Here is a 19,459-nt window from a genome sequence, read left to right on the forward strand (position 1 = left end):
AGCATCATATCCAAAAAGGAGAATTCACTTATATTTCAAATCATTCCCAAGCATTATGGTGTATTAGATTATTTAGATTTCGACGTCTCTCCCAATTTACTTGCTCTAGGATTGGTTTTGTAGGATAAAAATCCGTATAACCTAATGAAATCAAAGCAATAGGGTCAATATGTGGTGGAATATTTAGTATTTCCCGTACGTCTGTTTTCTTGTAAAAACTAACCCATCCCATAGCTATTCCTTCTGCATAAGACGCCAACCACATATTTTGGATACAACAGGCGACGGATAGAATATCTGTTTCAGGAATAGAATTTCGCCCAATTACATGTCCGCCACCTCTTGTTGGATCACATGTAATACAGATCGTTATAGGTGCTTCCCTTATACCCTCTAATTTTAACGAGAGAAATCTTGTCTTTTTTTCATCTTCATAGTGTATGGACAAGGCCTGTATTTCTTTATGACATGCATGCGCCAATCGTTCTTTAACTTCTTGAGAGTCAATTACAATAAAATCCCAAGGTTGCATAAAACCAACGGAAGGTGCATGATGACCAGCCCTTAATATGTTGTTTAACTTATCTTTGGATATGGGTTTTCCATTAAATGATCGAATATCTCTCCTTTCAAAAATGGCTTTAAATATTCCTTCTCTTTCAGAATCATTTAACAATTTAATTCCTCCCTTAAAACAAAAATTCCCAGCCTAAATAAGACTGAGAATGCGCCAGTACTCAGATTATTATGACAGGGCTTCAGGCTCAAGTTTACATTGAAATTGGTATTTTTATGATATAACTCTAATATTACTTATGCTTGAAATCAATATTATCTCTTGCAGTTCATTATCAATCCGTAGTCTAAACTGCCTGACCCTCAAAACAACAAACTACGATCATAAAACTTTAAACTTTTCACAGACTGAATCAATTGAACAGCCCCATATAAACTATCTGGCGCATCATCATATGTACAATTTCGATTGTAATCCTTCACCTGATGATTATATCTGAGGTTATCTGCATTGAACAGAATATGACCCTTCTTCACTTCCGGCTCCAAGCTAATAATGCGTTCATGCTTCTGCCCCTTGGAATGGACACTTTCAACTGGCGTATGTATCTTCGCTTTCCATAACTCTTCTTCAAATTTCTGCTTCATATAGCTTTGTGCCTGATTGACTTCAAAGCCCAGCTTATCTACAGGATAAAGCTTTAACTTCTCAATAGCGACTTGGAACAAATCATCCGGCAGCAATTTATAGATAATGCCATCGATCACGTACATCTGCTTCGTCTTCCGATGCTGCCCAATAATTGAAACCGCAGAATAGTCATTTTTCTTCCCGGCTTTAATGGCTGGATCAATGTACATGGCTAGTTCCATATCCTCAAACTCAGGTAGCCTGTCCCAATACATGAGATTCTGAAATATGTATTCGTCTGTTGAACGCGGATCATTTTGTAACTCTTTATAGAAGCTCTTTTCACCCATGGCTTGCTTCTTGCACATCAAATAATAATAGTCCAAATACTCGCTCCACAGGATTTTCGTACCCTCTAGCATTTCTTTTTCGTGAGCCATAAAAAAAGACAAGGCAGTATTGATCCTATCCTCGTCTTGGAGATTATTATATTGTCGCTCCCATTCTGACCATAAATCATCTCGTTCTGAAAACCGAAGCACGGCTGCTTTACGGACACTTCTCACACCTGGTATCTTCCCTTTGAGCAGATCAGCCATGATATCTTCTTCGTTGAGAATCGTTCCACAGATCAGTATATTGGTGTCCCTTGTTCCGATAGGCAGAATGACATCCGTAAATGTATTTTTAATCTGTTCTCGTTTAGCTTCAGATCGAGCAGTATCCTCCTTAAGCAAATCATCCATTAGAACTAGTGTAGGACGATGGTGCCTATAGTGAATACCTCTCAAGCTGCCATCTATGCCACGAATCATAATGCAGGAATCCAGTCCACCTTTACTCTTCAGCCAAATCTCATTGTTGTTCCAGCGGCTCCCTTTACGAATCCCAAAATCCTCAATCAGCATCTGATTTGTTTCTAGCTCATCTTTGATCATGTCCAAGAAGGGCAATGCAATTTGTTCTGTTGCTGATATGATCAGTGTGAACTGAGATTTATCATAAAGTGTGGCATACAGCGGAAATAAAAAAGAACTGATTGTCGACTTTCCATGCTCTCTTGGGAGTCCGAAAGCTGTAATTAGTCCTGTATTCGCAAGCATATGCTTTAACTCTGAAAATAACTCTTTGTGAAACTTGCCAAATACTCGATCAAAATATTTAGGGAAATAGGCCAAGGCGAAAAATTCAATGTCCATTTCACCGATTAGCTTGCGAAGTTCAGAAAAAGAGAACGTTTCGATCAATTGTTTCATTTTTGGTGGCTTAAAATGCTTCTCCATATACTGTTTAAGCAGTTCAGCTTGTCGTTGCTCTTCTTGCTTTATCGTTTCAATAGGTATAACTCCTTTCTCAAATTCACTATAAAATCATCACAAAAATTTCTGCACCCTTTGCTGGCGGCTCCGTTTCTATAAATAGAAGACCCCCTCCATCCACGACAAAAAGAGTGGCTGCTTACCACTCGATATTTGCCAAGGCTTCAGCCATATCCTGCTGTGTTGTTAGGGTGTAAATATTGGTTGTTGCTACGTTATCATGTCCAAGGATTTGTTGGATGGTCGTCAAAGGAGTCGTCTTCACCAGCTTATATCCTAACGTATGCCTGAGCATATGTGGTGTCACCTTCACGTTTATCCGATTTCCGTATTTGTTCAGGATCAGGTTGACCGCATTCCGTTCCAAAGCACCACGCTGCCCAATAAATAAGTGTTCCGATTCAACTTGTGGCCTGACTTCGAGATATCTGACGATGGCTTTACGCACATCCTTATTCATCGGTATCGTTCGGAAGGCGTTTCCCTTACCTAGCACCTTCAGCATCCCTTTACGTTCACTCATTTCAATATCCTTCAACTTGATGCCAACCAATTCGCTTACCCGTATCCCTGTTCCAATCAACAATTCAATCATACAGATATGCATTCGATTGCCCATACGGTGAATTTCATTTCGTAGCTTCCACAAATCCTTTTCCGCTAACCCTTTGTATTGCCGGACAACCTTATTCCTGACCGCTTCGATATGTATTTCTTCCTTAATATAGCCTTGCTGGTGCATCCACCGTGCAAATACGTTGACGCTGGCGATCTTGCGGTTGATGGTCAGTATCGCTTGGTTGGTGCTTTGCAGATATTTCTTGTATTCTACTCCATCCAGTTCAATCCACTGATCCAATCCATATTCCGTTTTCCTTTGATACCAGGTTATAAACTGCAATACGTCTCTAATATAACAGGAAACCGTATTTTCACTCCGATCCTTGCTCCATAAATGTGCTTCAAACCCTTGAATATACTTCATTTTCCCCCCACCCTTCGCTCGTGTGTCACATCATAGCGTTGATGTGGGGCAAAGTCCACTCCATACATAACTTATCTTATGCACTTAGTTTGGGCAATTCACAGGCTAATTTAGGGCTGAAATGGGCGTTTATCTATACAAATACTGACGACATAACGTTATGGCTGCAAATCATCCGACTCCATATATCCTTCCTCAATCTCAACCGATTCCTCAATAGCTTCATAGTCGGCATCCACTACATCCGCTTCAATCATATCCAAAAATAGCTGCTTCCGTTCCTGTTCCAGTGCTTTTGTATTCACCACCAACTCACGGCGATCATTCCACTCGTTGGGTGAGCGATTCTTTAAGTAGAAGATCATCGCTGTCGGATTGGGAGGCTGATATCGTTTTACCTTCTCGATACGCGTCTTCTTTTTTCCATTTTTGTCCTCTTCAATGATCGTTTTTATTTCTTCATATTCATATCCCGTTGCAGCTTTCAAAAGTGAATTCTCTACGTGTGAAATAGGGACAGATCTGCTCCATTTGACTAGTTCAGCCAGCATCGGATGTTTATCAATATACTCGTACCAAGTCGTTTTACCTATATCGAGTTTCTTAATGATGTCCTCTGCATTCACGCCTTCTTCGAACCATTGCTGAATCTCCGTGAGTCTAGGATATACATGGGTTTCCCACTTGGTGGGACGTTCCAATGCTTCAGCAAATTTGGGATGTTTCCTACGATAATCGCCTAATGTCCAGATATGAATATTCAGTCGTTTCGCAATCTCCTCATCTGTAGCTCCCTCACGTACCCAAACGGGAATATCCTTAAGTCTTGGCACAACAAATTGATCATACTTGGTCAGTATCTTAGGCTTATTTCTTTTGGGTTTGTCATTGTTTTTGCTCATCTTAACTCACCTCCAGCACGAAAAAAAGGAACAGCCAACTATCGACCATTCCCCATATGTATTCCAGCTTACCCTTCTAACTCAGCCTCGTAAAACAACTCGATATCCTCAATCACCTTCTGAATCAACTCATTGTCCTCCCGAGCCTCCTCAGCCCCTAGCACATTGACCTTTTCGGCTTGCATGCCCTTCAGAAATCGAACTACCATATTCACTTTTGCCTTGCCCAATTCAATCACCCTTTCGGTTTAGTCAGCACATGATACCTCTGACCTTGCCGACTCAGCAACGACTTCATGATAGTCATACTGCTTACCATCTCGAATCAAATATACGCCGCTATTATCGCCAACGTTGGCAATGCTTAGCTTTCCCTCTTGCCTTAATAACCTTATCTCCAATACAAAAAGCCTATGCAAGAGGATATGCATAAACGTCTGTATATTTTAATATCCGACCACTCATGATCACTCTTCGCTGATGAGCTTTTAACGCAACAGCCACTCCTTTATCGTCAATGTGGAAGATCCATTTTGAATGAGCGGATCTGAATTCCCAATATTTGTCGCCTCATCAAGTGATGCTGCCTTTATTAAATAGGCTCCTCCCGTTGCATCGCTAAATGGACCATACATTTCGAGAAGCTCCTCTTTTTTTAACTTTTCCAGATGGTCATAATGTCCTTGGATATCATTAGAATCGAACTTGTTTGTTCGGGTAGTCATTAATAAAAAGTAGTTCACTGATTTCCCCTCCGTATTTTCCTTGTAATAAAAGTCTAGCATCACTGATCCATAAAATGAATATTAATTATTTTATCAAACCAATATATAACATTTATCTCAATACCTCTGACCTTGCCGACTCAGCAACAACTTCTTGGTAGCTAAACCGTTTACCATCTCGAATCAAATATACATTGCTATCGCTACCAACGTGGGCAATATACCGCTGCACAATCACATCTACATACTTAGGATCAAGCTCACTGGTATAGCAAATCCGATCCGTTTCCTCACAAGCAATCAACGTTGAACCTGAACCACCAAATGGATCAAATACGATATCACCAAGCTTACTGGAATTTTTAATCGGATAGCTAATCAGGGGAATCGGCTTCATCGTGGGATGATATTCATTGCGAAAGGGACGATCAAATTGCCATAATGTCGTTTGCTTACGATCACTGTTCCAATAATGTCCTCCTGTCGGCTTCCAACCGTACAATACGGGTTCGTGCATCCAGTGATAATCTTGTCTACCCATTACCATCGCTTGCTTTGCCCATATACAACATTGAGACAGTTTGAATCCAGCTTCAATAAATGACTTCCTAAAGTTCAAGCCTTCACTATCCGCATGGAACACATAAATACTTGCTCCGTCATCTGCTACTTCATACATTCGAGTATAGGCAGCCAATAGAAAATCATAAAATTGGTCGTCATCCATCTTATCGTTCTCAATTTTCAATGCATCCTTGGTCTTACCTGTATAATCCACATTATAAGGTGGATCAGTTACAATGAGCTGTGCCTTCTTACCATCCATCAATCTTGTAATATCCTGTGGATTAGTCGAGTCACCGCAGATTAGCCTATGCTTACCAAGTAGCCAAATGTCACCTTTATAAGTGATCGGATGTTCAGGTAATGCTTCTTCTAAATTAAAATCATCCTCATCATCGGCTGTATCTTCATGTAATGTATCCAGCAACTTCTCTGCTTCAGACCAATCAAAGCCTGTTAACTCAATATTATATTCTGCTTCTTTTAACTCATCTAATAATGTAGCCAGTGCGTCAAAGTCCCACTCACCTGTAATTTTATTGAGCGCTATGTTCAGAGCTTTCTCTTTCGACTTACTCACATCCACTATGACACAATCGACTTCATCGTAACCGAGTGCCTTCAACACTTTAGCTCGTTGATGACCTCCCACGATAGTATAATCGCTATTACAAATAATTGGTTCACAATAACCGAATTCCATTACACTATTCCTAATCTTTTCAAACTCTGGATCACCCGCTTTTAAATCCTTCCTTGGATTATATTCGGCATGTACCAGTTGATCGATCTTCAATTTCATCCATTTCATTTATAAAATTTGCTCCTTTATATCTACAGCTTTCTCATTGTTTCTGATTTTTTATGTATGGTATGGGCATTTCTACGTTTACGAATTTGATTTCCAATCCGGCTCATTCTCCTCTCACTCAGAATTACAGTGCAGAATATGCTAAGCCAAATACAGATTGCTACGGATAATGCTAGTAACAATATAATCATCCTAATTTCTCCTCTCCAAATGAAAAAGGAACCCTAGACCATAGCCAGAGTTCCCGTGTGTAATATGTACTTTTAAATTTTCAACATTGTGTCACGTGACACACTTCAAACTTTGTAAGCTCGACTTTTTTAGTTTTAAATTTTTGAAAATATCAGCCTACATTCAGCAAGATTAATTTCAACCTGTAAATCAAAAATTTTAAAATAAGCAGCCTGACTACAAATGAATAAGTATCTTGAGTATGATGTAAACGTTATTTCTCCATTTCATTCTTTCTAAGTTAAGCTACATTCCATGGACTGACCCCAGTTTCCCCTATATATAGAAAATTAGGGTCACGTCAATCTATCATGTTCAAAAAAATAAACTGAAGACAGCCAACGATTGTTGGATGGCTACGGAAAGAAATAATTTGTTTACAAATTTTTGTTGACGGTTTCTTTTGATCTTAACGTTTGTACCCACATAAAGGGAAACTCTCTCACCATCTCGATAAAAACCACTTCGCTACGCTTCGTAAACGGTATTCATCGACCTGCCGCCGTTTCCCCTCTTGCCTAGGCAATTCACCCTTTTGCGGCTCATTTCCGGTTTGTCTCATTTATTTGCTTTTTTACATTTCATAAAACGGTTGATTTCATTGCCTTTTCTATCCTCTGGACAGCAAATCATGGATATATGTTATATATAGCATTACTCCACAATTTGCGGTCCAAGATTAAAAAAATCCTTATATGTACTACCTTTTTGACAGTATCGAAAATAAGAAAAATTTGATTTTTTTGTTACAACCGACTATCCATTAAATTTGCTAACTAACCAATATCGCTTCCCTTTATGGGGATTGCCACTTCCATCTTCTAACTTCTTTCGGTTATCTGGAAAACTACCAATCGCATATTTTAATTGATTCGATTGGAGGTAGGATTGTAATTGGCTAATATCCTTTTGTAATCTACCTCGATAATCCTTGATATCAAATTTTTCAATGACTTGTTTTTGACCCTCTTTGTATATTCTTTTACCTACTATCGTGTCTAAATAGCTACATAATTCTTCTTGATCAAACATCTTCTCAATCAACGTGATTTTATTTTTATGTAATAAGTTCGAAATATACATCATATAGGCATCGCTTTCCTTTTTTCCTCCCGTTTTTTCTCTATATTCATTCGTTTCCCTATTGCGATCCAGCATATCCTTGATCCGATCTCTCGTAGCTACAGCTTGAAGATATTTAACTCTGGACACCGTCTTCTTCGATTTATATTTGCCATCACTTGTTGCGTTGTCTTTAATGATGTAATTGGATTGCCTCGAAAATTTACCCACTAGCTTTTTCCATTCTTCAACTCCACCATGAATAAAAGCATCTGCTTCATCCAGTTTCTTCTGGACGGATCTCAAGTAATTATTCAAATCTCGATTGCTTCGATTCAGTAACACCACATGAACCTTATCCTGGTCATTCTTGAATCTCTTTCGCCCAATACACTGTAGCATCGTATCCACATCAAATATATCGCACACAATTAATTTAATTTGCTCATCTTTCAAATCAAAACCATTATCAAGCACTGTCGTGGTGAATAGATACTTACAGTCAAACCTATTTTGCTTGACCATGGACTCCACTTGATCATCATCTACATGTTTGAGATACTTTCTGTTTTTGCTGCTGCTTTTACTGCATACGAATAGTGAATCGTCATACTTCACATGAAGCTCAAAAGCCTTTGGATCGTGTCTGCAAAATATATAATTTTATCGTTAGCTTTATTGAATTTGCGCTTAATCCATTTTTCTACTGCATAAAAGTCTGTATAAAAGGATAACGATGCAATCTGATTGAATTTTATTGGAATGAAGTAAGACCATAATTTATTCCCCTTTTGTTTGAGTTTATGTCTATACTGCTCCTTTATATAGGAAAATAGGACATGACCTGTTGCGGACATAAAAATTCTAATTTGAGACTGTAAGCCGAGTATAGCTTGAAGGGAATCATCGGAATTATCATTAAATCCACTGTCCGTAGTAAAGTAATGTGATTCGTCACACACGATATATGTATAAGGAGAAAAATCGTATTCTTTCCCTTCGTTAAGTTGATTTTCAATTGTTTGATATAATTCCACTTTGATTCTTGAAAATAATGAATTGTCGATAGCTTCCTTATTCTGATCGTACAGGTTCTTTCGATTGACTAATAAAAGGATATTCACATTTTGCTGATCCGCTAATTGTTCCAGCTTGTTTCGAATAAAATAGGATTTACCCGATGCCGTCCCACTGCTAATTAAAACGATATCTCCATTTTTCCATTCAGCCTCCTCCCCGTTTACCTTCTCAGTTACATTTTGCTTTGGCTTATAATCATCAATTCTCATCAAATGCTCCTCACATCATTTCTAACATCTACATTTTAATAATTTGTTGCTTCCCATTCATCAATGGCTACAGATAGTTCTGGCGTTTTCAGATACATGGAAAATAAAACATTCGTCTTATAGTGTCGTGCCTTCGTTATAAACGAGAAGCCCTTACTCGTCAGATAATTAAACAAATGGATATCGTAACAATAAAAGTAGCTCATTCAGATTCACTCCTGTCATTGTGGAATCGCACCTATAAATCAGGTGTCACCCAAGCGCCCGTGTTAACAGGCGCCAGATCATGACACACTATGATTCAATTTATTCGATATGGACTATCGCCTTAAAGCTCGATTTCGTGACTTTCTCAATAGTTAAAAATTCAATTGCTGCTCCGTTGCTGTATACGTCAATACACCTCAACTATTAGTCTTTCTTGACCAATAGTGAACAACACTCCACATGTGGTGAGTGCTGAGGGTAGATAATAAAATAAAACGATGTAGTAGAATAACCTTACCCTATTATAAATACCTTTAATTTCTTACCTTAAATACGGCCAAACATTAGAGGTATATATTTCAGCAAAACTATTATTGTTAATTGTTATTCAAAATAAAAGTTTTTAATATCTTTTCGTCATACTCCATAACACTTGTATTATATATATGCATAGCATTGATAAAATTCAATTCTTTTTCTAATTCGTGTATCTCAAATGCAAAAGGGGTTGGTCTGTTCTCTGTATGTCTTGCTAAGCCACTTTGATTGTTTAACAAAAATACCCATTCACCATATAATTCATCATCATTTTCTAATAGCAAAATATTATATCCTATATCATTTCGGATTTTTAAATAACCCCATGCTAATATCTTCTTATTATTTTTTATATATATAGGTCTAACAACCTTACTATAAGTTTTTGCCCCATGGTACAGCGGTGAAGTATTCTCTACTTTTCTTATAAAATCATCGTCATGTAAAATATCTAAACGAATTTCAACTTTCTTACCGGATAACAAATTAAAATTACATGAAATATTTTTCCCAGACTTATTAGGCGGTACTATTAATATCTTTTCATCTATAGTTCGCTCATTAAATTCATTAATCAAGTCATTTATTGGGGAAAAAATATCCCTTTTAAATTGGCTAAATATCAGCTTTTCATGTTCTTCTTTTTCTTTTAAAATTTTCGCAGTTTCTGCTTCTTTACTTCTTCGTTTTGCAGCTTCATCTAATTTCTGCTGTAACATTGTATTTAATATATCTTCATTATTAGATTTGGGAAGCTCTAACTTAGACAAATCATTCTTTATATCCTGCCAATTTGTATATCTTCTGTTAGTTGATTTTTCAATCATCTTCATTATAACTTGAGATATTATAGGGGAAACTGTACTGTTTCTTTGATGAACAGGCATTGGTTCTTCAAATAAATGCTTTTGTCTCCATTCATCATTGCTTATACTACCAACTACATTAAAAGGTGATTCCAAAGTCACCATTTCATAAAATGTCATTCCCATAGCATATATATCCATTTGAATTGTGTTACAATCCATTTTCCATGCTTCAGGAGCAAGATACGGTGGCGTACCGTATCCTTTGAAAGTTAATTGAACATTCCTTGTAGTGGCATCAGTAATTTTGGCAAGTCCAAAATCAGTAATAATTAATTTCCCATCCCTAAAAAGAATGTTTTCCGGTTTTATATCTCTATGAATAACATGTTTATTTACCTCAATCATACCGTCAATTAATTGATTGTACATTCGGAGTAAGCTTTCAGAATTAATAAATTCTTTATTAGCTTTATACGTTTTAATTAAGTCTGCTAAACTCCCATCATGGGCAATTTCCATTATAATATAAGGTGATAAGTCACTATATTTTTTGCCATCGTGTATATATTTATAATTAATTACATGTTCGTGTTGGACTTTCATAGCCATTATTGATTCATTTTGGAAACTTATAAAATCCTTTTCCTCTAAATCTGCATATGGAAAAACTTTCAATGCCCAAAGTGTCCCATCATCTACTTTAGTTACTTGATATACCTTTCCAAAACCACCTCCACCAAGATACTCGCCTACTTTATATGGTATTCCGACCTCATCATAAACAATATCTAAAGGTTTCATCTTTAATTCCCCCAAATTGTGTATAAATCTATATAAACTTTTATCGTTCCAAATATATATTTATAAAAGAGGAACAGCATGTCTATGTGTCCCTCACTTATTTATGAAATATCCATCGCATTGCGATTAATCCGATCTATAATATCCAAAATCCCGCGTGCTTTTGGCAGTTGGTCTTTGAATACAACCATAATCCCACCTGTTGAACTAAAAGGATCTTGTTGCAAAGCTTGGCGCTCTAATGTACCATTCTTAACAATATAATCGATAATCAACTCAATGAATTGCGTTTGTTGTAATGTTAATTGTTGCTCACTAATAAACGCTGAAAATGCTTCGACAGCAGCTTGACGGTCTAGGCCGACAATTTTACGAACGAGCTTTGTTACGGGCGTATCACCGTAGTCTTTTTCATACTGTTCTTTTGAACCTAGTTCGTTCCATAAAATTTGCTCCAAGTATTCCACGTCTTGCTTCGTTAATGGCTTATTGTTACGCAACTTATAGATCGCTAATGTGTCCTCATGCTGATGTTCTTTCAAGTAATGCTCGACCTTTTTGCGATAGCTTTTTAGGTCGTTTACATTTAAGATTGATGCGTTTTCTGCAACGGTCATCACTTCGTCTTGAAAGTCAGTATAGTAGATTTTTTGATTCGAGCGCTCAATGTAGCGAATTAAATCACGTAATGCTACACGAACATGCTCTAAGTCAGCAATTGATGCTTGTCCCCAGAATTCGGTCGTACGTACTTCATCGATTACGTCTTTTTGAGCTAGTACTTGTGGGATTGTTCCAAGCTTTGATAGTGCTTCGGCTGTATCTACAACACGGCGAATTGGCTTTGTTGCATTATTAGATTGCAATCTTGCTAATTCAATCGTTAACATTAATAAGTCAAAACGCTTCGCTAACTCATCATCTTCAATCGGTACAATGAGTGGTGAAACATTTTCTTTCACTTCATTCGTTTGCACAACAGATAATGCTTGCCAACTATCTTCATTTTGATATTTATGCACATATTGTAAGTACTGACGTACACGGAAATTTTCATCATTTAATGCACGTACATCCGATAAAATTTCCTTCAGCAATTGTTCACGGTATGAAATAAACGGAGCTTCCTGATACTGAAGCGATTGCAATTCACGAACAATATCCACTTTAGAATTAAATAGCTTCTCCGTTAGTGTTTGGGTGATTTTTGTTTGCTCACCCTTCTCGTTTTCACGGAAGTATTCGAAATTTCTAAGGTAATCAAAAATTAAAAAGTACACCTTATCCATTCCTGGACCAAACAAGTCTTTACGTAAACGTGTACCACGACCAATCATTTGCCAGAACTTTGTTTTTGAGCGCACCTTTTTAAAGAATACTAGATTCAGAACGTCTGGCACATCGATTCCCGTATCTAACATATCAACCGAAATTGCAATTTGCGGCATTTTATCTGTTGTTGAGAAGTCATCGATTAGCGTTTGGTAATACTCCACACTGTAATCAATCACTTCTGCGAAATCACCTCCGTACTCTGGGAATTTCAAATCAAAACGCTCTTTAATGGCCATCGCATGTTTATGGTTTTTTGCGAAAATTATTGTTTTTCCTAATTTATCGCCACCCTCAACCTTTAAGCCATACTCCATTAAATCATTTAACACATGATCAATTGTGTTTTTATTGAATACAAAGTTGTTAATGGCTGAGCTATCGATATCTTTTACTTGTGGCTCATCTTCAAAGATTTCATCAAACTCTTCCTTTTCTTCCTCTGATAAGTCGTCATAACGAATACCGTCATCTAAAATTTTTAGTGTTGTTTCACGTGTTCGGTAATCAACTAAATAACCGTCTTCTACAGCCTTCGCTAATTCGTAGGCAAAAGTCGGCACGTCATTTTCTAAGTCAAAAATCGTATACGTATTTTTGTCCAACTCGTCTTTAGGTGTTGCTGTTAAACCGACTAGCATCCCATCAAAGTAGTCAAAAATACTTTTATATTTTTGATAAATGGATCGATGTGATTCATCGATAATAATTAAATCAAAATGACCGATTGTAAATAAACGATTACCATCTTTACGTTTCACTTCGTCAATCGAGTTCATCATCGTTGGATAGGTTGAAAACACCATACGAGCCGCTTCTGGATTCGAATTTTTCTCTAGCATATTGCTTAGCGATAAATTCGGTAAAAGCGTGTTAAAATTACGAAACGCTTGCTTCACTAATGATGTACGATCAGCTAAAAACAGTACATTTTTTATCCAATAATTTTTTGTTAACACATCAACTAATGAAATGGCAGTACGTGTTTTCCCACTACCTGTTGCCATGACGAGCAGCCCTTTACGTTGGTTGTTGCTAAACGTATCACAAATCGCCAGAATCGCCTCTTTTTGGTAATAGCGGTTTGTAATAGCGTCGTTAATTTCAGCATTAACTAACGGCTGCTTTATTTTACGACGATCAATTACTAATTGCAGCTCATCTTGTGTATAAAAGCCAGCTACTTTACGTGCGGCATAGTCATCATGCCAAATGTGTGTTTCAAAGCCGTTTGTATAGAAAATAACAGGTCGTAAGTCATGCATTCGTTCGATACAATCCGCATATAATTTTGCTTGGTTACGCCCTTCTTTCGGATCACGTGACGTTCGTTTTGCTTCAACAACTGCTAAAATTTTACCGTTTGTACCGCGCAGTACATAATCCACATAGCCCTCACCTTTTACGTTTGGCATACCTGTTACAGGGTATTCCACTTCAACATTTTTACCGATTTCCCAACCCGCTAATTTCAAATCTAAATCGATATAACGTTTACGCGTTTCAAATTCTGAAATCGTATCCACATCAAAATCATAATGTTGTTGTGACTCTATACGATTCGCTGTTAACTGCAGGCGAAGCTCTTCATTTTGCTTACGAAGCTCTTCAAGCGACTGATCCTTTGCACTTAGCTTTTCGTATAAGTCACTTAATTCTTCTGGACGTTCACGCTTATAATCTGCATCATACAATAATGTTTCATCGAACTCTGTTGCTGTATATTCCTCTGCATAACAATAGTCAATCCATGACACAAATTGATGCAAGTTATGTAACGATAACACCGCTTCATCACGCGTAATCGCCACATTCGTATGTACCGCTGCGTTTCCAAGCTTCACCACGTATTTCATCATCGGTAACAGTTCTTCATCAATAATGCCTAAAAAGTGTCGATCATGAATCAAACTTGAAAGGTTATCTTGATACGGAATTTTGACATCATTATCAAATTGATACACCCATTTAACGGCAAGCTCCAGCGCACGGCGCGACAAAATCGCAACCGTGGCAGGACTAACTTGCATCGCCTTTTCCGCTTCAAAACAAGCGTTGGCAAAGCTCGTAAATGACTGTTTATCCTTTAAAAAATCGAAGTTCAACATATACACATCTCCTTTGTGAGATTGTTATTGTTCTTGGAAAAGCTCGCTTTTGAAGGCTTTTTGGAGTATTGACTCATATAATTTTTCATACGAATACACACTTTCAATTAAGTCCCTTCTTAATTGTTCTAACGAAATGATTTTATTAATAAATTCTTCCTGCAAATTAATAGGGGGAATTATTATCAAAAGTTCATTTAAATTTTTCTTAGAAATATTAGGCATAGAACCTGAACTTCCTGATGCTAATGAACTTAATTCTTTTTTCATCGCATTAGTATTTAATAATCTCCATAAATAAATAGGCTGTATTATTGATTCATCTTTAATATTTAATCTAAATATTAAATCTGAAAACATTAGATTTGATTGGGTATCAAATACATATGAACAAGCTCCTACTAACTCTTTTGTGTTCTTCCTTGTTAAAAGAATATCTCCAGTTTTCACTTCATATTCAGTTTTAAAAGGAGTACCATCGAGTAATTTTTTATTTTCTTTAAAATTATAACGCCCCCCAGTAACTGCACTTAACTTTAATACTCCTTGTTCATTATTAATTGCTGGTTCATTACTAGCGACCGGACTCCATCCAGTCTGTATATTAGATAGAACATTGTTTAAAGATAATTTCTTAAAATCTTTTAGGTTTTGAATTGGATCACCAAACGTCTCTAAAAATAAACTTTGTGTTAATTCATCTAATACTGTGATTTGGGATTGACGTTTTAAAATTACACCAATAATCTTATCTACGGTCTCAACAATTTTTACTTGTACTGCCAATTCAATAAGAGGTATTTTTATTTTTTCTATGGCACTACGAATTATTTGCGGTTGTGCAGAACCTGAAATAATATCTTTAAAACCTCTATACTTCAAATAATAATAAAGATACTTTATATTTACCTTACTTTCATCTAAGTCATCTAGTGCCATCGCATTTCCATTTACATAAGAAAATGGTTCACAAATATTAACTTCGCCGCAAGTAGCACCTCGGCAGGTTACTAATAAAGTAGGGAACTTGTGATTATATTCAGAATGATATCCAATAATGCCATTTGCCCCATAAACAGGGTAACCACTCGATATTAAATTAGAAGTGGATACCGTTTTCCATTGTTTTGGTGAGCATAAATGTTTTAATTCAACATATTTCATTTTATAAGCCCCTCTAAAGACTTTAATTCATTTTGAATTTCGTCTTCCAATAAAATAATGGATTTAAGAATTTCTTGTGGACTACTATATTCAACTTCCTCATATTCAATCTCTTTGTACTTATTAATCGCCAAGTCATATCCTTGCTCGCGGATTTCATCGACTGGTACGAAGAATGATTGCTCTGTACGTTTACGCTCTGCTTCACCTTGTAAGTTACCAAAACGCGTTATAATGTCTTCAATGTCATTTGCTTCAATTGCAGTACGTTTATCATCTAATGAATAGCCGTCTGCTTTCATATCATAAAACCAAACGTTATCTGTGCCACCTGTACCTGTTTTCGTGAAGATCATAATTCCTGTTGAAACCCCGGCATATGGCTTGAACACACCACTTGGCATTGAAATGATAGCTTCTAATTTGTTGTTATCGATAATTTCTTTACGAATAGCTTTATGGGCATTTGAGCTACCGAATAATACGCCATCTGGGACAATCACTGCCGCACGTCCACCAGCTTTTAATGTACGTAAAATAAGTGACAAGAACAGTAACTCTGTCTTCTTCGTTTTTGCTACTTTTAATAAGTCGTTTGAAACCGCATCATAGTCTAAAGAGCCTTTAAAGGGCGGGTTTGCTAAGACTAACGTGTATTTATCTGTCTCTTTATTTTCCTCCGATAACGAATCACGATAGTCGATATTTGGTGAATCCACACCATGAAGCATCATGTTCATTGCACCGATACGTAACATCGTTGTATCCATATCATTTCCGTAGAACATCGTATTATGGAAATGTTCGTTTAGCCCTTGTACTAAAAATAGGTCTTGGTGATTTTTACGTAAGTATTCACTCACAGCTACTAAAAATCCTGCTGACCCCATTGCCGGATCTATAATGATATCTTCTGGTGACGGCTTCATTAATTCCACCATCATTTTAATAATATGACGCGGTGTACGGAATTGGCCGTTTGTCCCTGCTTGTTGTAACTTCGATAATAAATACTCGTAAATATCCCCTTGTGTATCACGGTCTTCCATTGGGATGCTATCAAGTGCAGTTACGACCTTTTGTAATGTCGCTGGCTTGTTAATTTGGAACATCGCATCTTTCATATATTTTGAAAATGCTGACTCGTCTTTGCCGCCCAATGTTTTAATGAACGGGAAAATCGTCGTCGTCATTACCTCATACATTTCTTGTGCCGGTAAGTTTTTAAACTGTGTCCAGCGCATCATCGCCCAGTGCTGTTTTTGTATTTCATTAAACTCAGTTGGCATTTCTGAAAAGATGCCTTTATATTCAAGCCCTAAAAATTCCGCTTCGTTTTCTTTTTTTAATTCACCTTCATCTAAACCTTTAATGAACAGTAAATATGTTAATTGTTCGATGTTTGTTAAAGGGTTTGTGTTTCCCTCCGTCCACAACGTCGTCCAGATACTATCGATTTTATTTTTAATTTCACCTGTAATCATGTCAAAACCTCCATGTAGAATGGTGCCTTCTTAGACACCATTTCCTATTATCTATTTTAAAGTAAATGTTTGTCCAATGCCCATTTGTTCATAAGCATTTAGTTTAGATTCTTTCAATTGTATCAGAATCTCGTCTAACTTCTGTTTCAGCTCTTGTTGCTGTTGCTTATATTCATTCACAATTTCCTGCTGCTGTTTTAAATGTAATTGCGGAATCATAAATCCTTCAATATCCTTTGGCGATAAATTTAAAATTGTCGAGCCTGTTAGGCTGTTTTGTATAATAAATTGCATTAACGGTGATTCCAAATACAGCTTCACAAATGTTGGATCAAAATCAGCATTGCAACGAATCCCAATGAAGTTTTGTGATAACAAAACATCTTCTCGGTCGCTTTCAAACATCGCTAACTTTAGCTGTCCACGAATCGAAAGAACAATGTCCCCTTTTTCAAGTTTGTAATTATCTAGTTTCACTCGGCCACCTAATTCATAGCGTGTTAAACCAGCTTCTTGAATTTCACCATCTACAATATCTGAAATTTTCAGTAATGCGACATTACCATTTACATTTTCGTCTTTTGGTAGTGCATTATGACCACGATATATCGTAGCACTGTCTTTTAATCGTACCGTTTTTACCTGTTCAAATGCTGGTAAGTCAATTTCAACTAAACCATACGTTTCCAGCTCAACTTCATTTTCGAACACATAGCGGCTAGGTAATAATTCATAGTCCGTTAAATCCTGCATAGCGACAATTTTCGAGATCCCCTTCACTTCTTTGCGCTCTTCTAAAATTGAAATAATTTCGGCAAGCCCTTCGTCTGTAAGCGATGTTTTTCTACGAACAAATTTCGATAACGTAGAAGCATTAATAAATAGAATATTTCCTTTCGCTTGCTCACATTTCGCTTTGTTCATCAAAACTAATACCGAAGAAATACCTGTTGTTGGTGCATAAAATCCACCTGGAAACTCAATAACTGCTTCAATGACATCTCTCGCCACTAAACGCTCACGAATTTTTTCATCTGCCCCACCACGAGATAAAGCTCCTGTAGTAAAGTAAAATGCACCTTTCCCTTGCTCATTCAAAGCATGAACCCCTGCAACTAAGTACCCTAAATCAGCATTCATCTTTGACGGAACGCCAAAATAGTTAAAGCGCGAATGATACTTCAATTGCTCCATCTCTTGGGCATTCGGTTTATAACCAAAGCGCGGCGTATCATACATATAATCAAATGTTTGATTTTTAAATGTAGGTTCAACTAATATATTTCCTTGCTTCAGTTCTACCTTTTCATAACCAGCTAAATGTAAACGAATTTCCGCAATAACTAAATCATCTAGATAATAATCTTGTGCATATATTGCTACATCTTTTTGCTCACCTAGTAACTCTGTTATTTCAAACCCTTTGCCAATTCGACCACTAAATACTGTTTTATTCTGCTGTACATCAAAATAGTTTTTGACGATCGCTGTTTGTGTTGAATCAGCTTTTAAAACACCATACTTTTCCTCCGATTGCTGCACGATCCAATCGAATACTTCGATTGCTTTATTTACTTCAAGTGCCTTTGCTACCTCTAAAATCAAATCGATTGTATAACTAGACATTAATTTAGAAGACAGTGTGATTACCGTTCTATTCAATTGTTCTTTCGTCATGGCACTATAATCTAAGTGTGATATTTGTTGCACTAATGTTTCGAATATATTCACTGAATTTGCAATATTTCGTAAAGTATTTGCATCTCCAATCGCAACAACAGCTTTAGTTGCCTCAAACGTTTCATGTAATGGTAAATCGCCTCTTGTTTTATCTAAAAAACCATATAAGTTCTTCATGAATAAACCTACTTTCTTTTTTATTCACTATATACAAACATAGTATCATTAATACTATTTTATTACTTTTGAAATTTTAATGCAACCTTCTCTTCATAGCGTTGCATCATCCAATGTCCTAATTGTTTATATTGTTTATTCTCAACAAATTGCTTAGGCTCTTTTGCTCGTCTTTCAAAGATTCGTTCTTTAATTGTTCTTTTGCGTGTTGTTGCAACCTTTCGGCCATTTTCAACGTATCCTGATGAATACGATCCATATCCCAATTACTTCCGACAGCTCGAATCTCTGCCTTTGTGTTTCCTTGATATAGCAATCGCCATTGATAGTTCAACTCAAGGTCG

The 19,459-nt window shown here is 36.7% G+C and carries 16 protein-coding genes; all 16 read right to left on the minus strand.

Annotation, left to right across the window (positions count from 1 at the left end; genetic code table 11):
• Positions 1-40 precede the first annotated feature (40 nt).
• Entirely contained in the window at positions 41-676 is a 636-nt protein-coding gene (gene bluB, locus LCF57_RS15560) for a 5,6-dimethylbenzimidazole synthase (RefSeq protein ID WP_134911101.1), read from the minus strand.
• 203 nt (positions 677-879) lie between these two features.
• A complete protein-coding gene (gene terL, locus LCF57_RS15565) occupies positions 880-2,430 on the minus strand; it encodes a phage terminase large subunit (RefSeq protein ID WP_226001508.1) in 1,551 nt (516 codons plus the stop codon).
• 175 nt (positions 2,431-2,605) lie between these two features.
• Positions 2,606-3,451 (minus strand): tyrosine-type recombinase/integrase, encoded by an 846-nt coding sequence (locus tag LCF57_RS15570; protein WP_226001509.1) that lies wholly within the window; start codon positions 3,449-3,451, stop codon positions 2,606-2,608.
• 158 nt (positions 3,452-3,609) lie between these two features.
• Positions 3,610-4,353: a transposase gene (locus LCF57_RS15575; protein ID WP_226001510.1), complete on the minus strand. Its 744-nt coding sequence runs from the start codon at positions 4,351-4,353 to the stop codon at positions 3,610-3,612.
• A gap of 68 nt (positions 4,354-4,421) precedes the next feature.
• Positions 4,422-4,592: a hypothetical protein gene (locus LCF57_RS15580; protein ID WP_226001511.1), complete on the minus strand. Its 171-nt coding sequence runs from the start codon at positions 4,590-4,592 to the stop codon at positions 4,422-4,424.
• Between the two features lie 249 nt (positions 4,593-4,841).
• Positions 4,842-5,096 (minus strand): YciI family protein, encoded by a 255-nt coding sequence (locus LCF57_RS15585; RefSeq protein WP_226001512.1) that lies wholly within the window; start codon positions 5,094-5,096, stop codon positions 4,842-4,844.
• Between the two features lie 94 nt (positions 5,097-5,190).
• A complete protein-coding gene (locus LCF57_RS15590; protein WP_226001513.1) occupies positions 5,191-6,453 on the minus strand; it encodes a site-specific DNA-methyltransferase in 1,263 nt (420 codons plus the stop codon).
• Positions 6,454-7,440: 987 nt separating this feature from the next.
• Complete coding sequence (locus LCF57_RS15595) at positions 7,441-8,364, minus strand: hypothetical protein (protein WP_226001514.1); 924 nt, start codon at positions 8,362-8,364, stop codon at positions 7,441-7,443.
• Positions 8,361-9,035, minus strand: coding sequence for a hypothetical protein (locus LCF57_RS15600; RefSeq protein ID WP_226001515.1), 675 nt, complete (start codon positions 9,033-9,035; stop codon positions 8,361-8,363). The genes LCF57_RS15595 and LCF57_RS15600 overlap by 4 nt, the downstream gene beginning before the upstream one ends.
• Before the next feature lie 35 nt (positions 9,036-9,070).
• Positions 9,071-9,241, minus strand: a complete 171-nt coding sequence (locus tag LCF57_RS15605) for a hypothetical protein (RefSeq protein WP_226001516.1) — start codon at positions 9,239-9,241, stop codon at positions 9,071-9,073.
• Positions 9,242-9,619: 378 nt separating this feature from the next.
• Positions 9,620-11,170, minus strand: a complete 1,551-nt coding sequence (locus LCF57_RS15610; protein ID WP_226001517.1) for a serine/threonine protein kinase — start codon at positions 11,168-11,170, stop codon at positions 9,620-9,622.
• Between the two features lie 101 nt (positions 11,171-11,271).
• Positions 11,272-14,610 carry a DEAD/DEAH box helicase family protein gene (locus tag LCF57_RS15615; protein WP_226001518.1) on the minus strand — a complete coding sequence of 1,113 codons (3,339 nt, stop codon included), beginning with the start codon at positions 14,608-14,610 and terminating at the stop codon, positions 11,272-11,274.
• Between the two features lie 24 nt (positions 14,611-14,634).
• Positions 14,635-15,774, minus strand: coding sequence for a restriction endonuclease subunit S (locus LCF57_RS15620; protein WP_226001519.1), 1,140 nt, complete (start codon positions 15,772-15,774; stop codon positions 14,635-14,637).
• Positions 15,771-17,258: a type I restriction-modification system subunit M gene (locus LCF57_RS15625; protein WP_226001520.1), complete on the minus strand. Its 1,488-nt coding sequence runs from the start codon at positions 17,256-17,258 to the stop codon at positions 15,771-15,773. Before LCF57_RS15625 ends, LCF57_RS15620 begins: the two co-directional genes overlap by 4 nt.
• Positions 17,259-17,309: 51 nt before the next feature.
• A complete protein-coding gene (locus tag LCF57_RS15630) occupies positions 17,310-19,115 on the minus strand; it encodes an N-6 DNA methylase (protein WP_226001521.1) in 1,806 nt (601 codons plus the stop codon).
• A 62-nt stretch (positions 19,116-19,177) separates the two neighbouring features.
• On the minus strand, positions 19,178-19,381 hold the full coding sequence (locus LCF57_RS15635) for a hypothetical protein (protein WP_226001522.1): 204 nt from the start codon (positions 19,379-19,381) through the stop codon (positions 19,178-19,180).
• Positions 19,382-19,459: the final 78 nt, after the last annotated feature.

It is taken from the genome of Paenibacillus sp. BJ-4, assembly GCF_020404765.1.
Classification (GTDB): Bacteria; Bacillota; Bacilli; order Paenibacillales; family Paenibacillaceae; genus Paenibacillus.